The sequence below is a fragment of the Pirellulales bacterium genome, assembly GCA_033762255.1.
Lineage (GTDB): Bacteria > Planctomycetota > Planctomycetia > Pirellulales > JALHPA01 > JANRLT01.
In genome coordinates this window covers 1-23,532 of record JANRLT010000048.1, presented here as the reverse complement: position 1 = coordinate 23,532, position 23,532 = coordinate 1, and the positions used below count along the sequence as shown (strand labels likewise).

Here is a 23,532-nt window from a genome sequence, read left to right as displayed (position 1 = left end):
CGTCTGTATAATGCACATTCTATTGCAGGCAATCCCCCATCCTCATAGAGACGTCTATCTTCTCCTACGGGGGGCTCGCCGTCGGAGGTCACCCGCCAGCCCTCGTCCCGCGTCCCCCGCCCCCCGCCCCTCGTCCCCCGCCCCTCGTCCCGCGTCCCCCGCCCCTCGCCCCAACCTCCCTACCCCTTTCGCGAGATGGCCGCGATCCGACTGTGCCCTTCTAAATCGCCGAGGCCATAGAAAAAGACTTCGCCGCCGGTGGCCAGGACCCGCTCGATCACTTCGTCCACCGCGTCGTCGAGTGCCTCCGCACCCTTGCCCGTGTACTTCAGCAGTTGGCGGCCATCGGTGTGCAGATTGGCCGGGTGTTTGTACTCTTTTTCCACCAGCAGCACGCGGCACTGGCCGTCGGCCGCCATGTTCCAGACGTCCTGGATGCCGGAGGCCGATCGCTTGGCCCCCACCGCGGCGTCCAGTTCCACTAGTGCCTTGGTCCGGCGGGCGGTGTTTCCCTGGTCAAAAATCGGCCAGACCAGCTTTCCTAGGTCGGCGGGATTGGTTCTTTCATGGTTCCCGGCAACGAGGGTGCATAATTCCGCGTTTTTAGCCACTTCCTGGTAAAAGGCCAGGTTGCGTTCGACGCCCACGATGACCAGCGGCAGCGGTCGTTCGCGGTCGATCGCGGCGACGGCGTCTGCCACGGTTTTAAAATATTTGCGATGGTGGTCGTCCCGCACGGCGGAGCGGTTGATCCCCTCGCCGCCGGGAAGTTTGAGCGAGCCCCCCGCCCCCTGGTGTTCCAGGGGAAAAGGCTTGGCTGTGTGTTCCTCTAGCACCGTGGTCCAGGCGTCAAACAACCGCGACGTGTGGCCCAGGGACAAAATGCGATAAGGGACGGCCCGGTTGTACGCATAGACCAGATCGCGGGTGGCAAAGGACCGGTCGAGTTGCACGCGGGGCTTGACCCTAAACGGCAGTTGCACCGCCGTGGCCTGCGTCCGCGACACAAAGAGCGCCAGTCCATCCAACGTGTGCCGCCAGGCGATTCCCTTGACCAGTTCCTTCAAATTTTTGACGACGTCCGCGACTTCCCGCTTTTTGAATTCGGTTTGCAGGCGGTCGATGGCCTTGGTCACCAGATTTTTGACCTTGATCGGGTCTTGCTTATTCGCCGGGGCGGTCCGGTGCGTGGGGGCCAAAATGGAAACGGCGGGGTACTCTTGGGGGGCTTGCAGGGTGGTCAACTCGGCGCGGGATAACACGGGAGACTCCAAAATGTGATGTGGGAACAAAAATTTAAAATCGAGGAAGCGAAATCAGCCGCTGGGCGCTAGCCCACGGTTTATACTATTCAACCGGACGCTAGCTAGTGGCGGCTGATCGCTTGTACGGACAACACGACGAAAATCTGCCGCGGGGCGCTCGCCCACGGTTTATACGACTGTCAACGGCTAAACTGCTTTGTGGAATATAATTCAATGAGTCGCAGGTTAAAGGATGCACCATCAAAGATTGCAAAATTTGCTTAGTCCGCAATCGTGGCCAGGGCCACCGCTAACCGACAGCCGTCAAAAAATTCCGGCAGGTTCACATATTCATTCACCGTATGAATTTCGTACTGGCCTGCGCCAATGGTCACCGTGGGGAGGCCATGTTTGACAAACCAGTTGGCGTCTAGGCCGCCATTGGAAAAAACCGTGGTCGGTTTCATGCCTAGCGACTCGGCGGCTCGTTTGGCCCGCGCGACGGCGGGGGAGTCGTCGGGGAGATTAAAGGGTGGATAGGCGGCGTGGCTGGAAAAGTTTAGCGTGGCCGGTTTGCCATCGGCGTCGGTGACCTGGCGGGCCGCATTTTCAAGGGCTGTCTTATAAGCCGCGGTAATCGCCGTGGCAAATTCCGCCCGGGGGCTGCGGGATTCCCCTTTGATAAAGACATAATCGGTGACCACATTGGTGGCGTTGCCGGCGGGTTGTTTTCCCTTGCCGCCAAAAATACCGACATTGCTGGTGCCGTGGTCGTCCGGCTGTTGAACTTTGCCAAACCAGCCCCCCTGGCGAACTTCCGCCAGGGCCAACGCCCCGACCATCGTGGCGGAAATCCCCCTCTCGGGCGCGACCCCCGCGTGGGCCGCCTGGCCAAAAATCTCGACTTCCCAGCTTTCCTGGCCAACGGCCCCGGTAATCAGATCGGCGGGAACGCGGCTATCCACATTAAAGCCCATGACCGCTCCCTGCAACTGGGCGGCGTCCAGGTGTTGCGCCCCCTGGATGCCGCTTTCCTCACGGACGGTAAAGAGCAGCGTGATAGGTGGATGGGGCAGTTTGTGCTTGAGCAGGGTTTCGGCTAGGGAAACCAAAACCGCGCAGCCGGTGCGATTATCTCCCCCCAGGCCGGTGCTGCCGTCGGTCTTAATATGGTCCCCGTCTATGATGGGCTTGGCACCGTCGCAAATGGGGACCACATCCAGGTGCGTGGCAAAGACCAGCCGCGGACCGGGGCGGGTGCCGGGAATGTCGGCAAATAAGTTGCCCGTTTGTGTGGGCAGGTTAATGCGCTGGTTGGCAGTGTCAAAGCGGATGGCATTCGCCGCCACGCCCACCTTGATCAGGGCGTCACTGACGGCGGCGGCGATTTCCGCTTCTTCGCCGCTTTGCCCGGGAATTTGCAAAAAATTCAGCAAATGCGCTTCGGCGGCGGCGGTATCGAGGGGGATTTGGCTGGCACCCATGACATTCCTCACCAATAAAATTGTGGATCAGAAAAAAGCATATCAAACTTCCGACAAGGGGCAGCGTTCCGTGCTGGGTAGACCAGAGGACTTTGCCAAGATACCAAGTTGCCGGTCAAAATCACGTAAAAAATTGGCAAATGCGTGTACTTTGTCAGGAATATACGTGAAATTAGAGGCCCCAGGGAATTCCCAACAAAAACCACCCTACAAAGAGCAGCGTCCACAGCACAAACGTAATCAGCACATACGGCAGCATCAGGGATACAACCGTTCCCACGCCCGCCTTTTTGTCATATTTCATGGCAAAGCCGACGACCAGGGCAAAATAGGCATTGAGTGGCGTAATGGTGTTGACGGGGGAGTCACCGATGCGGTATGCGGCCAGGACCGCCTCGGGATCGACATTCAGCCGCATGAGGACCGGGACAAAGATCGGGGCAAAAATGGCCCATTTGGCGATGGCCCCCGAGATGAGAAAATCGAGCAGGGCCACGACAATGATAAATCCCACCAACAACCACAAGGGGCCGATATTTGCGCTTTTGAGGGTATCCGCCAGGGTCACGGCCAAAATGGTCGCCATGTTGCTATGGTTAAACATGGCGACGAACTGACTGATGATAAAAAACAAAAGCAGCAAGCCACCTAGGCCGGAGAGGGCTTTTTCCATTGCCTTTATAATGGCGGTGACACTGTTCAAGGTTCCCGCTCCATAACCATAAGCGGTCCCCATGACCAGGAACAGCACCATGATGATCGCGATCAGGCCGTTCATAAAGGGGCTATTGCCGATGAGCGCGCCGGTCTCTGGATCGCGTAGAGGCGCGTCTGCTGGTAACGAAAGCCATGCAAAGAGGCCCAGCACCGCCATCAGGCCCAGTCCCGCGAATAATAGCCCGCGCGATTCGGCGGCGGAGAGGGTGGCATCGCTGTCAGAGGTTTTTCCGGCGGTGTTGGTTGTATCCGCATGATCCGGGGCGGGGGGCTGGTACTTTCCCAGTCGCGGCTCGATCAACCGCTCGGTGATCCAAGTCATGATAAACGTCAAAAACACCACCGAAGCCAGGGAAAACCACAAGTTTGAGGTAAGACCGATGGATTTGGTCGGATCGACCAGATGGATGGCGTCATTGGTGAATTCGGTCAGCACCGCGTCTAGCGGCTTAATGAGCATGTTGACGGTAAACGCCCCCGCCACGCTGGCAAAGCCCGCCGCCAAGCCTGCGATGGGATGACGCCCCACGCTGAGAAACGCCGTTCCCGCCAGGGGTATCAGCACCAGATACCCCGCGTCCGCGGCAATACTCGACACGATCCCCACAAACACCAGGATATAACACAAGGCCCAGGCCGGAGCGACGATGACCAGCTTGCGGATCAGAGCCTTAATCAGGCCGGATTCTTCGGCCACGCCCACGCCGATCATGGCCGTGATCATGAGTCCCACGGCGGTAAAGCTCATAAAATTGGGGATAAGCCGCTCATACATAAAGCGGACCCCATCCTTGGTCAGTAGGCTATTCACGGCGGTTGTTTTTTTCTCGATAACATAGGTTTTTTCGTTGATTTCCTCATAAGTCACGGAGACTCCCTGCAACCATAGCAAATGCGACAGCACGATCACGAGGCCGATCAAGATCAAAAAAATCACCGCTGGGTGCGGGACTTTGTTTCCCACTTTTTCCACGACGTCCAAGATCTTTTGGACAAACGATTTTGGTTCCGCGGAAATCTGGCTCATGGAAACATGCCTTTTAAAAAACCAAAAACATTGTATTGGGACGATTGCCGTGAAAAATGTTAAGGCGCGGGAAAGAGCGGGAGCAACTGCGGCACCAGCAAGACGCTAACAACCATAACGATCAAACTAAAGGGGACCCCCACGCGCACAAAATCGCCAAAGGAATAATTTCCCGGCGTAACGACCAAGGTGTTGACCGGCGAAGAAACCGGCGTCATAAACGCGGTCGAGGCGGCCAGGGCCACAATCATGGCAAAGGGATAGGGTGACGCCCCCAGTTCCGACCCCACAGCCAGCGCGATCGGTGCCATCAGCACGGCGGTGGCAGTGTTGGAAATAAACATTCCCAGAATGGCGGTCATCGCGAACAAGGTCGCCAATATGCCGTAAGTTCCCATTCCGCCGCAGATTTGCATGAGGGCGTCGGACGCCAGATCCACCCCTCCCGTGCGTTGCAGCGCGGTGGAAAAGGGCAACATTCCCACGATCAACACAATGGTTTTCCAATCGATCGAGCGGTATGCGCTTTCCAGGGTCACACAGCCGGACCAGCCCATGAGCAGGCAGCCGATGAGCGCGGCCTGCACATTGGGAATGATGCCGCTGACCATCAGGCCCACCACCAATAACAAACAAGCGACGGCGTGCGGAGCTTTTCCCTGAACCGGCAATAATTGGTGAAATTCCGCGGGGAGGTCCAACAGCACAAAGTCCCTCCCGCCGGTTTGCAAATTTTTAATTGAGCGCCAGGGCCCGACCAGGAGCAGCGTATCCCCTAATTGCAATTTTTCGTGGGCCAAGAGGGATTCCACGGCGGCTTGGCCGCGGCGCAGGCCGATGATGGTCAATCCGGTGCGATCGCGGAGGCGGGACTGGGCGGGGGTTTTGCCGATCAAGTCGGATTTATCGTGCAATATTACTTCGACCAGACCGATATCCTGGGAGCGATCGGCAAAATAATTTCCCGATAGGGGTATTTCGGCCAATTGATACTCCGAACGCAGTTCGGCCACTTCCCGCTCGGGGGCCAATAAATCCACCAGTAAAAGATCATCAACTAAGAGCGTGGTTTGTGGCGTAGGTTGGATTAAGCGTCCCCGCCGATCAATGGCCACAATCACCGCGCCAAAATCATTTTTTAACTGCAATTCCTCAATTTTTTTGTTCGCCAAGGGGGAATGCGGCTGAATCCGCACGCGGTGTTCGCGGGCGGCCAGTTGATAATCGTTAATCCATTGCGCGAGCGTCGGCTGCCGGGAAACTTGACCGGGAGCGGGGGCGTCATTGGCCAGCCACCGCCGCGCAAACAGCATATACACAATAGCCAGGATGAGAATCGGCGCTCCAAAAGGGGTAAAACTAAAAAAATGAAATCCGGCGGGATTCAAGTCTCCCCGTCGTTCCAGATAACTGACCAGCTCGCTATTCACGACCAGATTAGGAGCCGTGGCCACTAGCGTGGTCATCCCGCTAATCAGCGCGGCCATGCTGAGGGGCATCATCAACTGGCTGGCGGATGCGCCGGTGCTCTGGGCGATGCGTAGCACCACGGGTATAAAAATCGCCGTCACCGCGGTGGAACTCATGGTGGCTCCCAAGCCGCAAACCACCAACATCAGCAAGGCCAATAACCGCACGTCACTGCCGCCGGCACGCGCGGTCATCCAATCCCCCAGTTGCAGGGCGACGCCGGTGCGGACCAGGCCATCGCCAATGACAAAGAGGGCGGCAATGAGGACAATATTGGCGTCGCTAAAGCCGGCCAAGGCCTCATTGATGGTCAGGACGCCGGAAAACGGCAGCAGGGTTAACATGATGAGCGCCACCGCGTCCATCCGCGGTCGATTAATGGCGAACATCACGATGGCCGCCACCAAGAGAATCAAGACCGCCCCAAGCGCAAAATTCATGAATTTGGCTTATGAAAAGAAGTGCGTTTCATCGGCAATCAACGCACCTACCATCCGCAAATTGCCAGTAAAGTTCCGCAAGTGCCCATGTTGCGGTGTAATATAGACCTATAAGTGCAATTTGGCAAGCAATCCGGGGGGGAAGCGGCGGTGATGAATGCAGAATGGGCGCTCTGAATTCCTACTTCTCACTTTGCCCCACGGGGAGCTGGCTGAGGCTCGACCCCTGTTCCCCGTTCCCCCCTCAATACCATCGGCGGCTTTGTTTACTCAAAAGTTATAGGCAAAGGCGGTTTGAATTCGTTCGGCCCGGCCATTTTGCCCGTCCAGGTTTTCCCGTTCACCCCAGAGATATTCAACCCCAATGGACATATTTCGCATCGGGATCCACCACAGGCTGGTGGCGACATACTTTGACGCCGCTAGGGTGTTTCCCGGCAGCGCGTCGGTCCCATCGATATCTAGGTCGGAATACGTCAGATTGATCAGCCAATATTGGTTAAACCAATGCTCATACGTCGTTGTCCAACCGGTCGCGTCCAAGGTCTCAAAGCCCCCGGCCGCGGTCACCGCGGCATCCAGGCCCTGGCCATTGGAATCTTGCAGATAACGGCCAATCCCCGAGCCGGTGACATACTGCACTAACACCCGGCTGCGCGTCCAGCCGCTGGGGTTGGGATCACGCACGGGGTTGGTATCGCACAGGATCGCCCATGGATGAAAACCGGCGGAGGCATTTGCCCCCCAGCCGCCGCGGCGCGTCACTTGTTCACCTGTGGGGCGGTAGCCGATGGAGCGGGCGATCCCCGCCACCTGCATGTGGTAGAGATCTGTTTGATACCGCAAGTGCGACGTTAGATCAGGAATGTCCTGCTCGTTGGTGCCTGTATTTAACGTGGTAATGTCCGAAAATGGCTGCTCGATCGCCGCCGCCCATCGCAACTGCTCTGCCAGGGGAATCGTCAGCCGCGCCAAACCCTGCCGGGAGTTGACAATCCCGTTGGGGCCTTGAAAATCCGCTGTTCGCGGAAACACCCCTGGATCCATAAACACGGTGGTATCCTGGCCAATCCGCAGATAACCCACGTCAAAAAACGCCAGCCGCAAGCGTGGAACATTGGACGCGCCGACTCCCGGCGGATTGCCACTGAGAAAGTCAAATTGCACCAGCGAATGCACCGTCAGGTCTTGGTCCGGTAGTGGCGTCCAGGTATCCAGGGTTAGCCGTGTCGGCCGCGCGCTGAAATTGGCGTTTTGGCCCGCTTGTTCGGGAATGGGGATCGCCCGGGGCAAAAACAGATCGGGCGTGGTGAGTGGGTCAAAGTCAAAATTGGCCCCCATCCGAACAAATCCGCTCAATCGAAACGCCGTCCCGGTCCCCGGAACCAAAAACGAACCCGGCACCGGACCCCGCACCACCAATTCATCCAGTTGTTCAGCCGTGAGCGCCGGAGCGGGGCGCAATAACCGATAGAGAGGAGCCCCCGGGGCTTCCTGGTAGGTGTTGGGCAAGAAACCGCTGGGGGCGTAATCGGCGTATTGTTTGGGGCCCTCAGCCAAGTCCTGATAATTTTCCACCAGATAGTTGTAGGCCCGCAAGTTGCGGGTGTAGTCAATCAGTTGGTCCCCCGTGGGCTGTTGATAGCCCAGGGATTGTTGATAACCGGGGGCTTGTTGGTAATCCGTTTGGGGATACTCCGGCGCGCGTGACCCGGGCAAGACCCTGGTTGCATCGACGGTGACTTGCAGGCTGGCCGTGGTAGCCGCTGCAACGGGCGGAGCCGACACCTGCGTCGCTTCCTCATCGGTGGCCTGGATCATTCCCGGAGGGGCCGTTCCCCCCCCGGCGGCCAAGGCATTACTGACAAATAATATCCCTGCCAAGGCAATTCCCGCGATTCGCCAGCCCCGCGGGAATCTCGGCTGAGCGCACGACTGTAATTTGCCCATGCGGGCCTCTTTTGGCAAAAGGGATGCTAGCAAAGATGCGGGAATGCCCCGTCCCGTCGCGGGCCGCTACAATCGTTACTATCGTCAAAGTTTAACGCCGACTGTGTGAAAACTTGATGAGTGGGTCAAGTTTGCCTGAAGAACGCCGCGAGATGCGCTAGCGCATGGAGCGGCATATACAGCAAAACACGAAAAACCAGGCCCCTGGGCCTGATTTTTCGCATGCTGGGCGTGCTAGCGGTTGACGGCTGTTAAAGAAGTTATCTGCCGTCCGCAAAAGTGTGAATTCGCCGCTCGGTCAGCCATTTTAGACGCTGGCGATGGGCGTGGCCTGCGACAGTTTTTCCAGTGTTTGCTGTTCATTCTTTGACAGGATTTGCAAGGCCGCTTGCAGTGTCATGACCAGATCGGTGGTGGTCAGCACGCCGACTAGTTTTTTCTCGTCCGTGACCAACAAGCACGAAAACCCATGATTGATCATCATGGTAATCGCGGGATTGACACGGGTATTGGCCCGTACTGTTACGGGATTTTGCGACATGATGTCGGCCACGGCGGTGGTATTATGGCTGCGCAATACATCACGATCACTAACAACTCCCAACAGTTCCCCCGTGGCGTTACATACCGCGTAATGGTGGACTTGCTCGGCCTTCATCAGATTGCGAACTTCCTGAACGGTCGTTTCCGGCAGGACATAATTCACTGGTTGGCTCATGAGTTGCTTGACTTCCATGTGACTGAGAAACAACGCATCCAGATCGGCCTCGAGCACCTTAAAAATTTGCTGGCGTTTGTTATAACGGCGATTTTCGATTTCTTGCAATTGCTGCGGATCCAGCGGTGGAGCGTGAAAATCCTTTTGTTGATATAACTTCTTGCGTAGGGAAATGGCATAGCTAATAACCACCACCAGTCCCAGCAGCAAGAGCACCAATTCGGTGCGGATCAAGGGTTGATTGGGGATGGCGTTATCAACGGTTTTGGCGATTGCGGCCCCTCCCGCAAAATCCAATCGCTGCAGCAATTCCCGGCCAAACAGTTCATAGCCGATGAGTAATACCGCGCTACACGCCGCCAGAACCAGGACCACCTCGATCATGCTGGTCCCTGGGGAGCGAAAAGCCTTGCGAACCTTGAAGCTGCGAGCACATGTTGCTGCCATGACAAGCCCAATTAAAAAGAATTGACAAAAAGCAACGCCAAAGAAATCAAACAGCACCCCTCCCGATGCGGGGTATAAGAAAATCTAGGTCGAAAATTGCCCCTTTAAATCCAGAATTCCAGCGGATGACCGCATTTTTAGGCGGTGGTTTCGGGGGAATTTCCAAGTAGGAAGTCCCTTTGTTACCAAGGACTTACACAAGTCCCCCTGGTCAGGGGGTATGATGAAGATGATTGCCCCTTTGAGTCAAAGTTCCCATAACGTGTATTTTTTCAATTTAATCGTCATAATCCACCCCATCGCCACATTCGCACCTTTACTTTCCCCATTCCGTTATGAGCGCCGGCACGCACCAAATCTTGACCGTGGAAGATGACGCCGCCATCCGTCGAGGGATTGTTGACGCGTTACGATTTGCCGGATATCAACCCTTTGAGGCGGCCACTGGAGACCTGGGCCTGCGAATGGCCACCGCGCGGGGGTACGACCTGCTGTTATTGGATTTGGTGCTGCCCGGATGCCATGGTTTGGACATTCTAAAGGCGGTCCACCGCATCCGGCCCAATCAACCTGTGATCATTTTGTCGGCGTTGGGGGATGAGCAGGATCGGGTGGCCGGGCTGCGCCTGGGAGCGGATGATTACGTGGTCAAACCCTTTAGCGTGAAGGAGTTGTTGGCGCGGGTAGAGGCTGTGTTGCGTCGCTCCCCCGAACGGCCGCAAGAACTGCAAACCATTGAAATTCCCACGGGGATAATCGATCTGGAACGGGCCGAAATTCGTTACAAGAATGGCGAACGGGCCGAATTATCCGAAAAAGAGTTAGAGCTGATTCGGTATTTAGCGGGAAATTCGGGCCGGGCGATTTCGCGGGATGAATTGTTGCAACGGGTCTGGCAACTTAGTCCGCGGGGACTGGCCACCCGCACGATTGATATGCACGTCATGCGACTTCGCGAAAAACTGCGCGATAATTCGGCTGATCCGCGGATTGTCCTGACCGTGCGCGGCAAGGGATACATGTTTGCCCACGTCGAGGGGGAGTGAGGGATTTATTGCCCCTCATTTTTAGGGACAGAATTTTTATAGGTAGAGGGAGATGTTTTCACTTCGTCCTTGGCAAATTTGGTTGGCTGGCGCGGCGCTATTATTCATGGTGGTTTCCGCCCTGAGCTGGCTATCGGTCCGCGCCATCCAGGCCGATCAGGCCGAACAAAACGCCCAGGCCCAGGCGATTCAAGAGGAAAACATCCGCTTGGCGTTGTGGCGCATCGACACGCAGATGGCGGCCTTGATCAATGACGAAAGCTCGCGACCGATTTACAACTATCAATCGGTGTTTGTGCTCAATACTCCCACCGTGACAAATTATGATACACAGTCAAATGAGAGCGTCACGAATTCCGTGGCGTGTGTCTCGCCGTTGATTGTGCCGCATGCCCCGGAGATTACGACCTATTTTCAATGTGAACCCAGCGGCAAACTTACCTGCCCCAGCGTGCCTGAACCGGAATTGCGCAAATTTCTCATTCCCCAACAACTGACAGTCGAGGACTTTGACGCCGCCGAAGTACAGCTCGCCAAATTGCGGCCGCTTTTAGATTACCAATTATTGTTAAAAAATCTCCCCAACCCCGAGTTAACCGGCTCAAGCTGGCAAGTGCAATCCATTCCCGTGCAGCCATTTGTAATTTCGCAGCAGAATGCTGTGCAGAACACGGACTATAACGCCACACTTTCCAATCCGCCTCCGGCCGGCCAATCCGCCATACCCAACGGTCCCCTCCTGCCCGAGCCTACCACCTGGAATATTGCCGCCGGCAATCCTGCTGCTGGTGGAGGTGTTGCTGGCAATGGTGTTGCTGGCAATGGTGGTGCTGGCGGAGGAAATCCTGGCGCGCTCACGGAGGAATATGCAGGAAATCCCCCGGGACAGTCGCCGTCAAACTCCCCTGTGACGTCCGATTCAGTTCAACAGCAGGAACCGCTGTATTGGACGATTCCACGGTTAACTCCCGCGCCCAGCCAGTCCGTCGTCCCCCCACTTGTCCCTTTGCAACAAGCGGGTCAACTAACCGCTCTTACGGCGGGGCCGGTTCCCCCGCTTCCCCGGTATTCAACCCAGCCCAGCCCGTCAAATGAATCGCTTCCCGGCGTGGCAAATACAACCCCGTTGAATTCGTTAGTCATCAATAACTCCGCGGGAAACGTGTCCAATTCTTCCACGGGCTATGATGGCAAGTCTAGCCAATCCCAATCGAGCTACTTTGTCACGCCCAAGGATGTCTCCAGCCGGGCTGTTAAAAAGTCGCAAAATCGCAGCTATGCCAGTGAACCCGAGGCGCTCCCCCCCGAAAAAGGGTCTCAATTCGATAACGGTTCCATAGACAAATCTTCCTCCGCCGGGGATTCTTCGAATGTGGTCGCCAATGGCACTCAATCCGAAAAGAACTGGAATGAATATCAATTGCGGGCGTTGTTTTTAGAGCAAAACTCCCTCAACAAACGTTTCAATAACAACGACTTGGATCAACAACTGGTCAATAGCTATATTCAACAACGGGACGCGGGTCAGAACTGGACGTTGGACGTGCGCATGTCGCGGATGACCCCGCTGTGGGTGGGGGGGGAATTAATTCTGGCGCGAAGGGTGCATTGGCAGAATCGCGAATTGATCCAGGGATGCTGGCTGAACTGGCCCACGCTGCGGACAAAGTTATTGGAGGTGGTGGAGGACATTTTGCCCCAAGCCCAACTGGTCGCGGTCAATGCCAAGGATCCGGAAACCCAACAACATCTGCTGGCGGCGTTGCCGGTGGAGTTGCTACCCGGGGATCTGGGCGCGCCGGCCAAATCCGCCGCCAATTTTTCCTCCTTGCAATGGGCATTGATATTGGCCTGGAGTTCGCTGGCCCTGGCGGTCGGCGCGGTGGCGCTGATAGGCCAGGGAATCATCACTCTCTCGGAAAGACGGGCGGCATTTGTATCGGCGGTGACGCACGAGTTGCGGACCCCGCTGACAACATTTCGCATGTATGCCGAGATGCTGGCCGAGGACATGGTGCATGATGAACGGCAGCGCCGCAGCTATTGTGATACGCTGCGCGGCGAAGCCGACCGCCTGTCGCATCTGGTCGAAAATGTGCTGGCCTATGCCCGGTTGGAGCGCGGCGGGCCGGGAAAGCGACGGATATTAATCACCGTGGCCGAGTTGGCCAAAATCGCCACCGAGCGTCTGGACACCCGCTTGCGCCAAGCCGAGATGGAACTGGTCGAGGAAATCTCCCCCCCATCCACCGCTCAAAAAATTCTGGCGGACCCGGGGGCGGTGGAACAAATCCTGTTTAATTTGATTGATAACGCCGCCAAATACGCGGCGACAGCCGTTGATCGGCGGGTGGTTTTTTCCGCGGCGGTAGAGTCTAACTGGCTGAGGCTCAAAGTTCGTGATTTTGGCCCGGGGATTTCCCCCGCGGCGCGCGCCAAATTATTTGAGCCGTTCAACAAATCCGCCGCCGACGCCGCGGGTTCCGCTCCGGGGGTCGGCTTGGGATTGGCTTTAAGCCGTCGTTTAGCACGGGAAATGGGGGGCGACTTGCGTATTTGCCCCGGTAGCGACGGCACCTGTTTTGAACTGCTGCTTCCCCTGGGATCCTCCGAGCAGTCCCCGCCCCCCACGGCGTGAGTGGCAAAAACCGTGGGTTTGCGCGCTACGGCTCATCTTTCCGACTCTTATCTTTGACTTTGTCAGAGGATTCGTTCGCCGGGCAAATAAATTTTTCTATAAATAAAGCTGTCAACCACATCGCTGCATCCTTGCCGATAATAAATTTATAAAAATTACTCATTTCCCGCATTCTGGGCGAAATTTGAATTGTCGAAACCGTTCCACGCGCAGTACATTACGGGTGACACGCGCTGGGACGAATCTGTGATGATTTACTAAGGAACTTTGCCAACAATTGCCGTATGGATCAAGCGTGGATGGTGGATTCGCTGCGCGGCGCCGATCAAACCAAATGTTTGACCGCCCTGGCCGCCTGCCAAAATAATTCGGCTCTCGATACTTCGCTGGTGATGGCGGTTTTACCCTTGACCGCCCATCCACACGAATCCATCCGTGAACAAGCGGTGGAAATTTGCGAGGGCATGCAGTCTCCTCCCGCGGAGTTGGCGATTCCCCTGACCACGTACCTTCCCACCGCCCGCGGGGACGCGGCCTACTGGTGCGTGACACTGCTGGGCCGACTGGCCGGGGAATCTGTCGCCGCTATTTCCGTCCTGGCCACTTGCTTGGAACGGCACGAACTGCTGGCCGTGCGGGAACGCGCGGCCTGGGCCTTGGGTAAAATTGGCCCCGCCGCCCAAAAGGCGCGCCCCTCCCTGGAAAAAGCCGCCGCGGCCACCGATCCCCGGTTGAGTCGCTTGGCCAAAGATGCCCTGGAGGCGATTGGCGAATAACCCCCGTCTCAATCCGCCCCACGAAGATTCCCTATGCCGCAATTGCCCCCATCTCCCTGGGCCTTAAAGGACTGGGCCGCCGTCTGTGCCGCCCTCTTGCGGGGAAAACAAACCCTGCTTTTGCGTAAAGGGGGGATTGCCGAAGAGCCGGAAGGACTTCGCTTTGATCATTCTTCCTTTTGGGTCTTTCCCACGCAATTTCACCAAAACTCAGAAGCTTTACAGCCATCCGCGCGGGATTGGACGCCTGTTGCCCAATCCTGGGCCGAGTCCCCCGGCCGATTAATGTTGCCAGTTTTTTTGCAATCAGTCGCGGTCCGACAAATTTGCTCCTTGGACCAATTAGCTCCTTTCGCCGCTTGGCATGTTTTGTCCCCCGCAACCGTGGAGCAACGATTTTTGTATCGTCAGCCGGGTTTGTGGCTGGTATTGGTGCGGGCATATGAACCCGCAGTTCCGTTGATCCTGGAGAACCCCGATCAATACGGAGGATGCAAAAGCTGGGTAAGGCTACCCGAGCCACACGAGCCGCTCCATCCCCGCGTCATCGTGGGGGATGAACAGTTTGCCGACATGCAGCGGGAGTTTTTAGCCGAATAGTCCCCGACCAACACCGAGGCTATGCATAAACAGCGCCTTTGTGATCGAGGTTTCGCGGGATTATTTTTTTTCGGATTTTCGGGCATATTCGCGTAAATACGTCCGTTGCACCAAATCATGACAGCATTGACCATCAGGCATAGCCGTTTGACAATGGGCCGCGTCCCCCTGCGATTCCGCTAGCAAGGCCCGCACCCGGTTGTTGGTCCCCTGATCCAGGTCGGCTTGAAGTTCCTCCCAAGTAAAGTCAAAGCATGCACAAAGGGGGCCGGCGGGATCCTTTGGCCAAGCGACCGCGGCCACCTGGGAGATGTCCAGGATATTTCCCAAACTGTCAAAGTAGCCAACAATGCAATGCGGATTGGGGCAATAGGCCAGCGTCTGCCCCAGGGTTTGGCGGTTGGCCGCCGAGGCATGCGCCAGGAAGGTCGTTTCGCTGACGGGAGTTCCCGGCAACTCGCACCGGGGACATTCAATTTGGTCGGCTGGCTCTGGTTCGCGGACAAAAGCTTTATTCATAAAATTATTATCCCTGGCAAAACTGTCCCTGTCCACGACCGTGCTGGTTGCCTTTCCCCCCGTGGCGATAATCTCAGAAAAACCGCCAAAAAAGGGGAGCTAGCGAAAGGGGCGGGTTCACGGGGCTGCGCCGGATTTCCGTTGCGGTAAAATAGATAACTGATTATGGTGAAGCTAGCCAGTGAATATTACCCCTAAGAAAACCCCTGGCAAGCACACGCGCGACTGGCCCGGACAATAATGGTCCCTAGCAGAGAAAGGGTTTGCGTATGCGCCTAAAAATTTTTAATTTTGATATTTACCGCGGTTTCTGTGGTCTGGCCGTGCTGCTTTTTTGCGGGGTGGGGGCATATGCCCGGCTTGCGGCCCAGCAACCGCTTTTGGTGACACAAAACGCGGATCAATCTGATCAATCGGGGGTGTTGTTTGCGGCGGATCGCCAGTTGATTTTACAACTGGAACGGGCCAAGAAATACTTGGTGGAAGATCGAATTGATGATGGCCTATTATTATTGACGGACATTCTGAAATCACCCAGCGATCAGTTTTATCGCCCGGCCAATCCGGGCCCGTATGTCAGTCTCAAATCCGCCGCCCGTGAAATCCTGGGACAGTTATCCGGGGACGCCAAGGCGAGCTATGAATTGCAGTTTACCGCCCTGGCCGAGCAACAATTGCGGACCGCGCTGGCCGAACAGGATCCGCAAAAAATCCTGGATGTGGCCCGGTTGTGGTTTTACACTCCCGCGGGACAAACGGCGGGATGGCTGTACGCGCGGCATTGTCTGGATCAGGGAGAGTATCTGTCAGCGGCGCTGGCCCTGGACAGGTTACACGCCGATCCCGCCGCCCGTGCCCGGTTTGATCCACAATTGTCGTTGCTATTTGCGCTCTGCTGGTCGCGGGGGGGGCATCCAGAACGTGCTTTGGCCATCTTGGATGAGATGCGCCGCCAACATCCCCGTGGCCTGACATTAGGCGGACAAACAATTGCCTGGTATGCCACTTCGACCGAGGCTCCCCTGTGGTTGGCCGAATTAGTCGGAAATACGGCCAAAAATTCCGCTCATGGCGAGGATTGGTCTGTTTTTCGCGGGAGGCCGAATCGCAACCCCAACGCCTCGGCGGGGTTGCCGCTGCTGTCGCCCCGTTGGCGGATAGAACTTTTACCGTCGGCGGGCGCGGATCATCAGCAAACAGAGTTAGAGCAACAGTTGGGGGGCCCTCCCGCGCCCACGCTTCCTCCGGGGCAGCTTTTGGCGTCGGGCGATTTAATCTTGGTCCCGCATCGGCAGCAATTGCAAGGGATAGATTTTAGGACGGGAAAGTTAATCTGGTATTATCCTCCCTTGTCATCCACTACTGATAAAACCAGCGGGGCACCCATCCCAGGCGGCCAACGGCAGTCCCAGCTTGTCAAAGCGGGGAGCCTACACGCCAATAGCATCGACGAGTGGCATGTTTATACCCTGCAAAACCCCCCTTATAACTCCCAGCAGGTATTTCCCGCACGGCAGGCCGCGCCCGTGCCGGGCCGGGTGGCTGCCCCCTTGGCGCGTCCCCTTAGCAATTTATTGTGCGCGCTCAGTATAGCCAAACAAGGAGCGTTGGAATGGCAAGTCGGCGGCCCGACCGGAGAGAACGAGCCGCGCTTGGCCAATGTTTATTTTTTAGGCGCGCCTCTCCCCTTACAGCGGGAATTGTACATTTTGGGGGAGGTCGGGAATGAGCTTAGTCTTTATTGTCTGGCGGCCGAAAACGGCAGATTGATTTGGTCGCAACCACTCCTCCGTTCAGAAATCCCCCTGGCCGACGCTCCTCAGCGGCAAATCAGCAATCTCGCTCCCTCTTTTGCCGATGGACTGTTGATTTGTCCCACGCGACAAGGGGTCGTCGTGGGCGTGGATGTTTTTCAACGCGGTTTAGCCTGGGCTGCCACTTATCCGACCGAGCAAGTTTTTTCCGTGGCTCGCCGGCGGCGGGGTTTGACGCCTTACGATTACCAGGGAGGGGTTTATAATCGGGGAACGGAAGGGGTGGCGGTCATCGAGCGGGGGAGGGTCTTCCTGGGGCCCTCCGACAGCGACTGTTTGTTATGCCTGGATTTGCACAGCGGGCGGGAATTGTGGCGGTTGGAGCTTTCCAAGCAATCCGGGGAAGAAATTTTATATGTGGCCGAAGTGGCGGACGAACGGGTGCTTGTCATCTCTACCGGCGAAATCCACGCCCTCAGCGCGGCCGACGGCTCGTCACTGTGGAGTGAAAGCCTGGGGACGGGGCAACCTAGCGGAAGAGGGTACCGCGCGGGAGAGGCATATTACTTGCCGTTGGATTCAGGCGAAGTCGTGAAGTACGAAATCAAAACCGGGCGAGTTTTAGGGCGCTCGCGTTCGCGCACGGGGCAAGTGCCGGGAAATTTGATCGTGCATCGCGGTGAGATTTTATCCCTTTCGCCACATGGGGTGGAATGCCATCGTTCTTTGTCCGAACAGCACGAGTGGGCGACGGCCGCGTTGGCCGCCGATCCCAACTCTGCCGCGGCTTGGTCGGCCCTGGGGGAAATTCAATTAACCCAGGGGGAATTGGGAGAAGCGATAGAATCACTAAAAAAATCCTGGCGGACCGCGCCCGACGCCACTAATGAAAACCTCTTGCGGGAGTCCCTCTTTGCCGCTTGCGAAGTAAATTTTGACCAGTATGCCGACAACTTGCCCATCTTGCGGGCCATCTCCACGGACCCCCAACATCAATTGCGACTGTCACAAATTCTGATTCGACAGCATCTGCGCAAGTCCGACATTCGCTCCGCCTTGGGCGAGTTATTTGCGCTAACCGAATTACCCGCTGAACACCGCTTGCAACCGTATGCCCCGGGAACGGTAAGCCTGCGTAACGATTACTGGCCCGCCGCCTTTTTAGCCGAAATGCTAACCGCGGCGAACCCCGCCGAACGGGAAACCATTGTCAAAGAACTGGAAGGTTTTGTGGCGGCGCGGTGGAATGAGGAGGAGCCCCAGGCGGCCCGCCGGTGGCTAAATATCCTGCGGGAAGTTGTTCCGCAGACTCCCCGCGCGCTTTCCCTAGCCGCTAAATTGCGGGACAAACATGAAAACCTGGCGGCGGAATTGCTCTTGCACGAAATCTGTGAAACAGGGGATGAGCCGGGCCAGTCCGCGGCTTATGGACAATTAATCCAACTTTGGCGGACCAATGGGAATGACGCCGCTTTATGGCGGCTATCACGCGAGGCCAGCCTGGCCAACGCGCAGCGGGTATCCCCCTTGCCGCCGTTGGCTGAACAAACCGTCGCGGAACTGCGCTCTCTGCCAAAAATTGAACAGCGAGAGAATTCTTATCACTTTTGGCCCGGCGGGCCAGCGACCGTCGACCAGCATAGCCAGCCTTTGACCCGGTATATGATCCCCGTGGAAATCCACCCCCAGCGCGATTTAGTCTGGGCCGGGACAAAGTTGTCATTTAGTTCCCAGAATAACATGCAGGAGTTGATTTGCGAGGATGGCACGGGCCAAGATGTCTTTCGCGTCAATTTACGGGATGATACCTCGGCCAGCCGCTTTCAGGGGATGGCTTTTACCAACAACATGGCCCAGGCCAGGTTTGTGGGGCATTTGCTGTTGCTGAAGACGGCATTTTCCGTCTGGGCCTTTGATACCAGCCAGTTGATCGACAAGCAGCCGCAATTGCTTTGGAAAGTTGATTTAACCTCGCTGTTGCAGGATGATCTGCAAAATATCCGCCAACGGATGATCAAAATGCCCAACGGCAAAACGCGGATGTTGGTGCTGGACCGCCAGGGGCAGCCACTTTGCGGCATTTGGCTGGCCACGCCAGAATTGGTCTGCATTCAGCGGGGGCCAAAGTTGGCCGCGCTGGACACCTTGACCGGGCAGACCCGGTGGGTGCGCCAGGGCGTCCCCCCCGCCCAGGAAATCACCGGCGACCGCCGCGCCCTTTGCGTCTATTCAGAAAACTCCCCCGCGGTGCGCGTGATTCGGGCCGCGGATGGCATGGACCTGCGCACTGTCACCGTGCCGCCGGAAAACACCTGGGTGGATCAATGGGGGACACGTCTGTTGATCAGCGAACTGGCCGATGCCAGGCAACGCATGCGGCTATTGGACCTGGCCGCCGATGACACGGTATGGCAGCGGGATTTTTTAGTAAATGCCCAAGCCAGGTTGCTGGAGCAGCGGGAATGCGTGGTGTATGAGCATCATGGCGTTTTATCCTTTTTGAATTTAAAGACCGGCGAAACGTTATTGGAATCGCAAGTTCATCCCGAAGTCAGCCTGGGCGAGTTTCAACTGTTTCGCAATGCCGAGCGCACCATCGCGGTGTTGGGCAGACCGCATGTCAATCGAGATAATCGCTACATTAACGGCTTGAATATTGGCAACCAAACCACGTTGCCGTTATCCGGCTATGTGTATGGCATCAGCAATCGCAGCGGCAAGCAATTGTGGGAGCAAAAAGTCGAAGAAGTTACATTGCTGCCGACACAGTTGACGGAAACGCCGCTCATTTTATTTGCCGCCAATGTGGTCGAGCAAAAAAGCGGCGTCAGTGCCCGACAATATACCAAACTAACGGCATTGGATCAGCGCACCGGTAAAATCATGGCCGAAGTCAACTCTCCCCAGCCCAGTGGGTATTTGCATTTTCGCGCCGATCCCGTCGCGCGGACGATTAACGTCCAAACCCAGGGGCAACTGGTACAACTGCGCTGGGGGGACGCCGCGGAGCTTCCCGTCAATCCGCCGGACATGGGCAAGTGATCCTTTGACCCCCCGCCATTCCCCCCCTTTATAAATTCCCTCGCAATCCGCCGGGGGCGCGCTGCCCCCCCTGCGAAAGTACCGAGCTATTTGCTAGATTACAAATGAACGTGGTGTAAGTAGAGTCATTTTGCCCGGCTTAGATGGGCAAGTTCCCCTCGCCCAACCTATCGTTTTTCATGTCTAAAAACCGCCAAGCCGAAGTGGCCGCCGCCCAGCGGCAGATTGATTTTTCCAAGTTTGACTATCAATTGGAACTGCAAACCTCCGCGGGAAATATCTTGTTGGATTTTGAGCCGCAAGTCGCGCCCGGCCATTGCAAAAACATGCTTGCGCTAGCGGAAATTGGCTTTTATAACGGGCTGGTTTTTCACCGCGTGATCAGCGGATTTATGATTCAAGGGGGCTGTCCCGCCGGTTCGGGCATGGGGGGCCCTGGCTATACGATTCCCGCTGAATTTAATAAATTGCCGCACAACCCCGGCGTGCTTTCTATGGCCCGCAGCAACGATCCCAACTCGGCCGGTTCACAATTTTTTATCTGTTTAGAACGCGTCCCGCATCTCGACGGGCAGTACACGGCTTTTGGCAATACGGCCAACCCCGAAAGTTTGGCAGTGGTTAAGGCCATCGGCGCTGTTCCCACGGATGGTAATGATCGTCCGCGCAAGGCGGTGACAATTAACACCGCCCGGGTGATTGCCACCCCCAAGGCGGCCTAAATTTAGTCCCCTTGGTCCCCGGCGGGTTAGGGACAAACGCAGGGACAGGGAGGGCAACAGACATTCTCGCTGACATAGTAGCTTGTGGGCTGCACGGTACTATTCGTGGGCTGCCCAGTGTTAATTGTTGACTGCACAGAATTATTAGTTGACTGCACAACTGACGGTTGAACCACGGTGACCGGCTGGGGGGCGGGGGTCGCTTGCACTACTCTCGGCTGCACTATTGTTGGCTGCGGAGTGGGTTGTGCCGCGACGGGCTGGGTAATAACAGTTGGCTGGGCCACGGCGTATTGGGGAGGCGTGCTATAGGCTGGAGGCGCGGTAAGAGTACCGTACTGGCCACTTCCTCCCCCCCAGCGATGATGACAACCACAGGCCACGGTTAATAACAGGGCCGCGGGCAGGGCGTGTCGTTGAATTTTCATGGGTTGTCTCCCGGCTGGTGGCGTCCAGGCTCTTTTTCGCGGATGCGCCTTAACGGCTGGCACGGCTAAAAATCCGCGATAAGGTACGCAAAAGGCCGTATTTTGGCAACAGCAGTGTTACCGCGGGCCAATCTGTCCCGTGTCCGAGGACTCGCTAGCGAAAAAAAACTCGTGGCGACTCGCGGCGCAAGGAAAAAATCCCCAAAAAAGGCGAAACTCTGGACTGTTCCGGGGGTTTATTAACGCAATTGTCAGACAATTACGCGTTTTCACCTTGTCCGTTCCGCTTGCAACATGGCTCGTCCACGGCTTCCCTTTCCCACTCCGGGTGAATTTGAGATCTTGCGTCTTGTCTGGGAGCATGGTGAATTGACCGTGCGCGATGTCCATCAGTTGCTGCTACCCCATAAACCCCGCGCCTACACCTCGATCATGACCATACTTAAGGTCATGACCGACAAAGGCCTCTTGGCGCGGCGCACCCGGGGGCGCGCTTTTGTGTATGCGGCCGGGGTTGAGGAACGCAAAACCCTGCACGGCATGTTACACGACATGTTGACGCGGGTGTATCGCGGTTCCCTGGTGTCCCTCTTCGGGGATTTAATCGATTGTGCCGCGCCCAGCGAATGCGAACTTGGACATCTGGTCCAGACGCTGCAACGCAAAATATCTGCGCGGGAAAGCGCGGCGGTTTAGCGGCGGTCATGTGGGGAGGCGACGATTGGCGGTGACATAGCAAAAGCGATGCCGCCATGATGCGCCGTCGGGCATCCTGTTGGGAGTGACAGGTTGTTGCAAGTTGAGGGAGGTAAACAGGACGCAAGGTGCCGCGCGAACTTGTTGATTCAATTATACGCGCGGCTGAAATGCCTGTTTTTATTCACACCTTTTTTAGGAGCATTTGTATGAGGCGATTTACACCGCGATGGCGCAACCGCGCCGGGTTATTTGACAACTTGTGGCGCGGGTGGTGGTTGGTCGCGGGGGCGGTATTGCTGCCCGCCGGATTTTCGTCGGTTCCGGCCTTGGCCGGGGACGCGACAGACCCAAATCCCCATGCCCAAATCCTGATCGATATCGAGACCGCGACCAGCGTCGGCAATAGCGCGCGGGTGGACGAATTAACCGCGCGCATCGCGGAATTGCAGGCACAATTGGTCCAGGCATTGGACGCGGATGCAGACTCGGAAATGAATTATGTAAAATTCGCCGATGAAGATGGCGACGATGATGGCGATGAGGATGATGCCGAAGAACGCAAATCCAAAGAGTCCCGGAAAGAAGCCAAAGCACCTCCTCCCCGCGATAAAGAACCCGACCGTCGCGGCGATGAGGCAAATCCCCGAGAACGGGGACCTCGCGGACCTGGCCCCCGCGCGGGCGAACCCCGGGATAACGCTCCTCCCGCAAGAGGTCCGCGCGAGGGCGCGCCACCCCCCGGTGGACCGCGTCGCGGCCCTCCCCCCGGTGCCATGGGGGGATTTGGCGGCGGGCCGGATGGGGGATCGCCCGGGAGAGGATTTAGTGGCCGTAGCATGCCCGGTGGTGGCGGTCGGGGTTTTGGAGGCCCGCCGGTCGAGGGATGGGAGAATCAGCCGCCGCCCCGCGACCCCCCCGGGGATTCCGGCGAGTTTGCCCGTCGGGAACGACGTCTCGAGGGAGAAAACGCGGCACCCCGTCCGCTTGGTCCAGGTGGCGCGCCGACTCCGGGTGATATGGCCGTACTGCGGATGTTACGAAAAATTCAAGCGGATGTGGATGAATTGCAAGCAGAAGTCGCGGCCCTGAGAGCGGAATTACGCCGTGCCCGTGGACCTGGCTTTGCGCCGCGCGGGTTTCCTGGGGGTGGCCCCGGTCCAGCCCGCATGGGTCCTACCTTTGGCCCCGCAGGTCGAAGTGGCCGTGGCATGGGTCCAGGGATGGAACGCGGATTTGGTCCCCCCCAAGGCCATCGAGAAGGTCCCCCCCGCGGTAAATTGGAGCGTGGCGCAAAAGAGCGCAAGGATGACCAGCACGCCAGGGGAGGTGGCAAAAAAGGGGCACGAAAAGGTGATGATGACTCCGATGAGGATGCAGACGATGACGACAACGATAACGATGCAGATGATGACGACGAAAAGGATCGTCACAAGAAATCATCCCACCGCGAGCGTCAGTCTGATCACAAGCGACCTCATCATGATTCCGAAGAGCATGATCACCGCGGCCATGAGCGGGAATAAATTTTCAGAACATCACAGGTGTCTGCCCTGGAGGTGTTGATGGAAATTGCTGAAAACACACGGCTTATTAACGCAATGCCCGATCCGGATCATCGTTCCGGATCGGGCGTTCTTTTTGGCAACTGGAAGCGCCGCGATAATACGCTTTCTAGAGCGCTTTTTAGCTAGCTAACAACTGGCGGAAATCCTTTGCTAGCATCTTTGTTTTTTTTGACCAAATGTGCGTGCCGGGCGTAGAATCCCAAAAGGAGGATTTTCGATGCACGCTTATTCCAATGATTTACGCGT

The 23,532-nt window shown here is 56.8% G+C and carries 16 protein-coding genes; 8 read left to right on the top strand and 8 right to left on the bottom strand.

Features of this window, described 5'->3' with window-relative positions; genetic code table 11:
• Window positions 1–179: 179 nt before the first annotated feature.
• The 6 genes from SFX18_13965 to SFX18_13940 all read right to left on the bottom strand — a co-directional run bounded on the left by SFX18_13965 (window position 180) and on the right by SFX18_13940 (window position 9,497).
• Complete coding sequence (locus tag SFX18_13965; protein ID MDX1964255.1) at window positions 180–1,262, bottom strand: hypothetical protein; 1,083 nt, start codon at window positions 1,260–1,262, stop codon at window positions 180–182.
• A 263-nt stretch (window positions 1,263–1,525) separates the two neighbouring features.
• Complete coding sequence (locus SFX18_13960) at window positions 1,526–2,728, bottom strand: M20/M25/M40 family metallo-hydrolase (GenBank protein MDX1964254.1); 1,203 nt, start codon at window positions 2,726–2,728, stop codon at window positions 1,526–1,528.
• A gap of 172 nt (window positions 2,729–2,900) precedes the next feature.
• Window positions 2,901–4,472 (bottom strand): AbgT family transporter, encoded by a 1,572-nt coding sequence (locus SFX18_13955; protein MDX1964253.1) that lies wholly within the window; start codon window positions 4,470–4,472, stop codon window positions 2,901–2,903.
• A gap of 59 nt (window positions 4,473–4,531) precedes the next feature.
• Window positions 4,532–6,382, bottom strand: coding sequence for an SLC13 family permease (locus SFX18_13950; protein MDX1964252.1), 1,851 nt, complete (start codon window positions 6,380–6,382; stop codon window positions 4,532–4,534).
• Window positions 6,383–6,652: 270 nt separating this feature from the next.
• Window positions 6,653–8,332 (bottom strand): hypothetical protein, encoded by a 1,680-nt coding sequence (locus SFX18_13945; protein ID MDX1964251.1) that lies wholly within the window; start codon window positions 8,330–8,332, stop codon window positions 6,653–6,655.
• 307 nt (window positions 8,333–8,639) lie between these two features.
• Entirely contained in the window at window positions 8,640–9,497 is an 858-nt protein-coding gene (locus tag SFX18_13940) for a CBS domain-containing protein (GenBank protein MDX1964250.1), read from the bottom strand.
• 335 nt (window positions 9,498–9,832) lie between these two features.
• On the opposite strand from SFX18_13940, the gene SFX18_13935 reads away from it, so the two are divergent.
• The 4 genes from SFX18_13935 (at window position 9,833) to SFX18_13920 (ending at window position 14,557) form a co-directional block, all read left to right on the top strand.
• Entirely contained in the window at window positions 9,833–10,543 is a 711-nt protein-coding gene (locus tag SFX18_13935; GenBank protein MDX1964249.1) for a response regulator transcription factor, read from the top strand.
• Window positions 10,544–10,595: 52 nt separating this feature from the next.
• Window positions 10,596–13,181: an ATP-binding protein gene (locus SFX18_13930; protein ID MDX1964248.1), complete on the top strand. Its 2,586-nt coding sequence runs from the start codon at window positions 10,596–10,598 to the stop codon at window positions 13,179–13,181.
• Window positions 13,182–13,465: 284 nt separating this feature from the next.
• Window positions 13,466–13,957 (top strand): hypothetical protein, encoded by a 492-nt coding sequence (locus tag SFX18_13925; protein MDX1964247.1) that lies wholly within the window; start codon window positions 13,466–13,468, stop codon window positions 13,955–13,957.
• 33 nt (window positions 13,958–13,990) lie between these two features.
• A complete protein-coding gene (locus SFX18_13920; protein ID MDX1964246.1) occupies window positions 13,991–14,557 on the top strand; it encodes a DUF1802 family protein in 567 nt (188 codons plus the stop codon).
• Between the two features lie 60 nt (window positions 14,558–14,617).
• Here the strand turns inward: SFX18_13920 and SFX18_13915 are convergent, their stop codons facing one another.
• A complete protein-coding gene (locus tag SFX18_13915) occupies window positions 14,618–15,076 on the bottom strand; it encodes a hypothetical protein (GenBank protein ID MDX1964245.1) in 459 nt (152 codons plus the stop codon).
• Window positions 15,077–15,345: 269 nt separating this feature from the next.
• Here SFX18_13915 and SFX18_13910 point away from each other — a divergent pair, with 269 nt between their 5' ends.
• Both SFX18_13910 and SFX18_13905 read left to right on the top strand, forming a co-directional pair.
• On the top strand, window positions 15,346–19,872 hold the full coding sequence (locus SFX18_13910; GenBank protein MDX1964244.1) for a PQQ-binding-like beta-propeller repeat protein: 4,527 nt from the start codon (window positions 15,346–15,348) through the stop codon (window positions 19,870–19,872).
• A gap of 179 nt (window positions 19,873–20,051) precedes the next feature.
• On the top strand, window positions 20,052–20,594 hold the full coding sequence (locus SFX18_13905) for a peptidylprolyl isomerase (GenBank protein ID MDX1964243.1): 543 nt from the start codon (window positions 20,052–20,054) through the stop codon (window positions 20,592–20,594).
• Between the two features lie 26 nt (window positions 20,595–20,620).
• Here the strand turns inward: SFX18_13905 and SFX18_13900 are convergent, their stop codons facing one another.
• Window positions 20,621–21,022 carry a hypothetical protein gene (locus SFX18_13900; protein ID MDX1964242.1) on the bottom strand — a complete coding sequence of 134 codons (402 nt, stop codon included), beginning with the start codon at window positions 21,020–21,022 and terminating at the stop codon, window positions 20,621–20,623.
• 294 nt (window positions 21,023–21,316) lie between these two features.
• On the opposite strand from SFX18_13900, the gene SFX18_13895 reads away from it, so the two are divergent.
• Both SFX18_13895 and SFX18_13890 read left to right on the top strand, forming a co-directional pair.
• Window positions 21,317–21,718, top strand: coding sequence for a BlaI/MecI/CopY family transcriptional regulator (locus SFX18_13895; GenBank protein ID MDX1964241.1), 402 nt, complete (start codon window positions 21,317–21,319; stop codon window positions 21,716–21,718).
• Window positions 21,719–21,927: 209 nt separating this feature from the next.
• The gene (locus tag SFX18_13890) at window positions 21,928–23,244 is read left to right on the top strand and encodes a hypothetical protein (protein MDX1964240.1); all 1,317 of its coding nucleotides are present in this window, start codon (window positions 21,928–21,930) and stop codon (window positions 23,242–23,244) included.
• Window positions 23,245–23,532 lie beyond the last annotated feature (288 nt).

What these genes read in the sequence shown, in the direction of transcription:
- SFX18_13925 (MDX1964247.1), top strand. Translation starts at nt 13,466, where the DNA reads ATGGATCAAGCGTGGATGGTGGATTCGCTGCGCGGCGCCGATCAAACC.
- SFX18_13960 (MDX1964254.1), bottom strand. Translation starts at nt 2,728, where the DNA reads ATGGGTGCCAGCCAAATCCCCCTCGATACCGCCGCCGCCGAAGCGCAT.
- SFX18_13915 (MDX1964245.1), bottom strand. Translation starts at nt 15,076, where the DNA reads ATGAATAAAGCTTTTGTCCGCGAACCAGAGCCAGCCGACCAAATTGAA.
- SFX18_13950 (MDX1964252.1), bottom strand. Translation starts at nt 6,382, where the DNA reads ATGAATTTTGCGCTTGGGGCGGTCTTGATTCTCTTGGTGGCGGCCATC.
- SFX18_13910 (MDX1964244.1), top strand. Translation starts at nt 15,346, where the DNA reads ATGCGCCTAAAAATTTTTAATTTTGATATTTACCGCGGTTTCTGTGGT.
- SFX18_13945 (MDX1964251.1), bottom strand. Translation starts at nt 8,332, where the DNA reads ATGGGCAAATTACAGTCGTGCGCTCAGCCGAGATTCCCGCGGGGCTGG.
- SFX18_13920 (MDX1964246.1), top strand. Translation starts at nt 13,991, where the DNA reads ATGCCGCAATTGCCCCCATCTCCCTGGGCCTTAAAGGACTGGGCCGCC.
- SFX18_13940 (MDX1964250.1), bottom strand. Translation starts at nt 9,497, where the DNA reads ATGGCAGCAACATGTGCTCGCAGCTTCAAGGTTCGCAAGGCTTTTCGC.
- SFX18_13930 (MDX1964248.1), top strand. Translation starts at nt 10,596, where the DNA reads ATGTTTTCACTTCGTCCTTGGCAAATTTGGTTGGCTGGCGCGGCGCTA.
- SFX18_13905 (MDX1964243.1), top strand. Translation starts at nt 20,052, where the DNA reads ATGTCTAAAAACCGCCAAGCCGAAGTGGCCGCCGCCCAGCGGCAGATT.
- SFX18_13955 (MDX1964253.1), bottom strand. Translation starts at nt 4,472, where the DNA reads ATGAGCCAGATTTCCGCGGAACCAAAATCGTTTGTCCAAAAGATCTTG.
- SFX18_13900 (MDX1964242.1), bottom strand. Translation starts at nt 21,022, where the DNA reads ATGAAAATTCAACGACACGCCCTGCCCGCGGCCCTGTTATTAACCGTG.
- SFX18_13890 (MDX1964240.1), top strand. Translation starts at nt 21,928, where the DNA reads ATGAGGCGATTTACACCGCGATGGCGCAACCGCGCCGGGTTATTTGAC.
- SFX18_13935 (MDX1964249.1), top strand. Translation starts at nt 9,833, where the DNA reads ATGAGCGCCGGCACGCACCAAATCTTGACCGTGGAAGATGACGCCGCC.
- SFX18_13895 (MDX1964241.1), top strand. Translation starts at nt 21,317, where the DNA reads ATGGCTCGTCCACGGCTTCCCTTTCCCACTCCGGGTGAATTTGAGATC.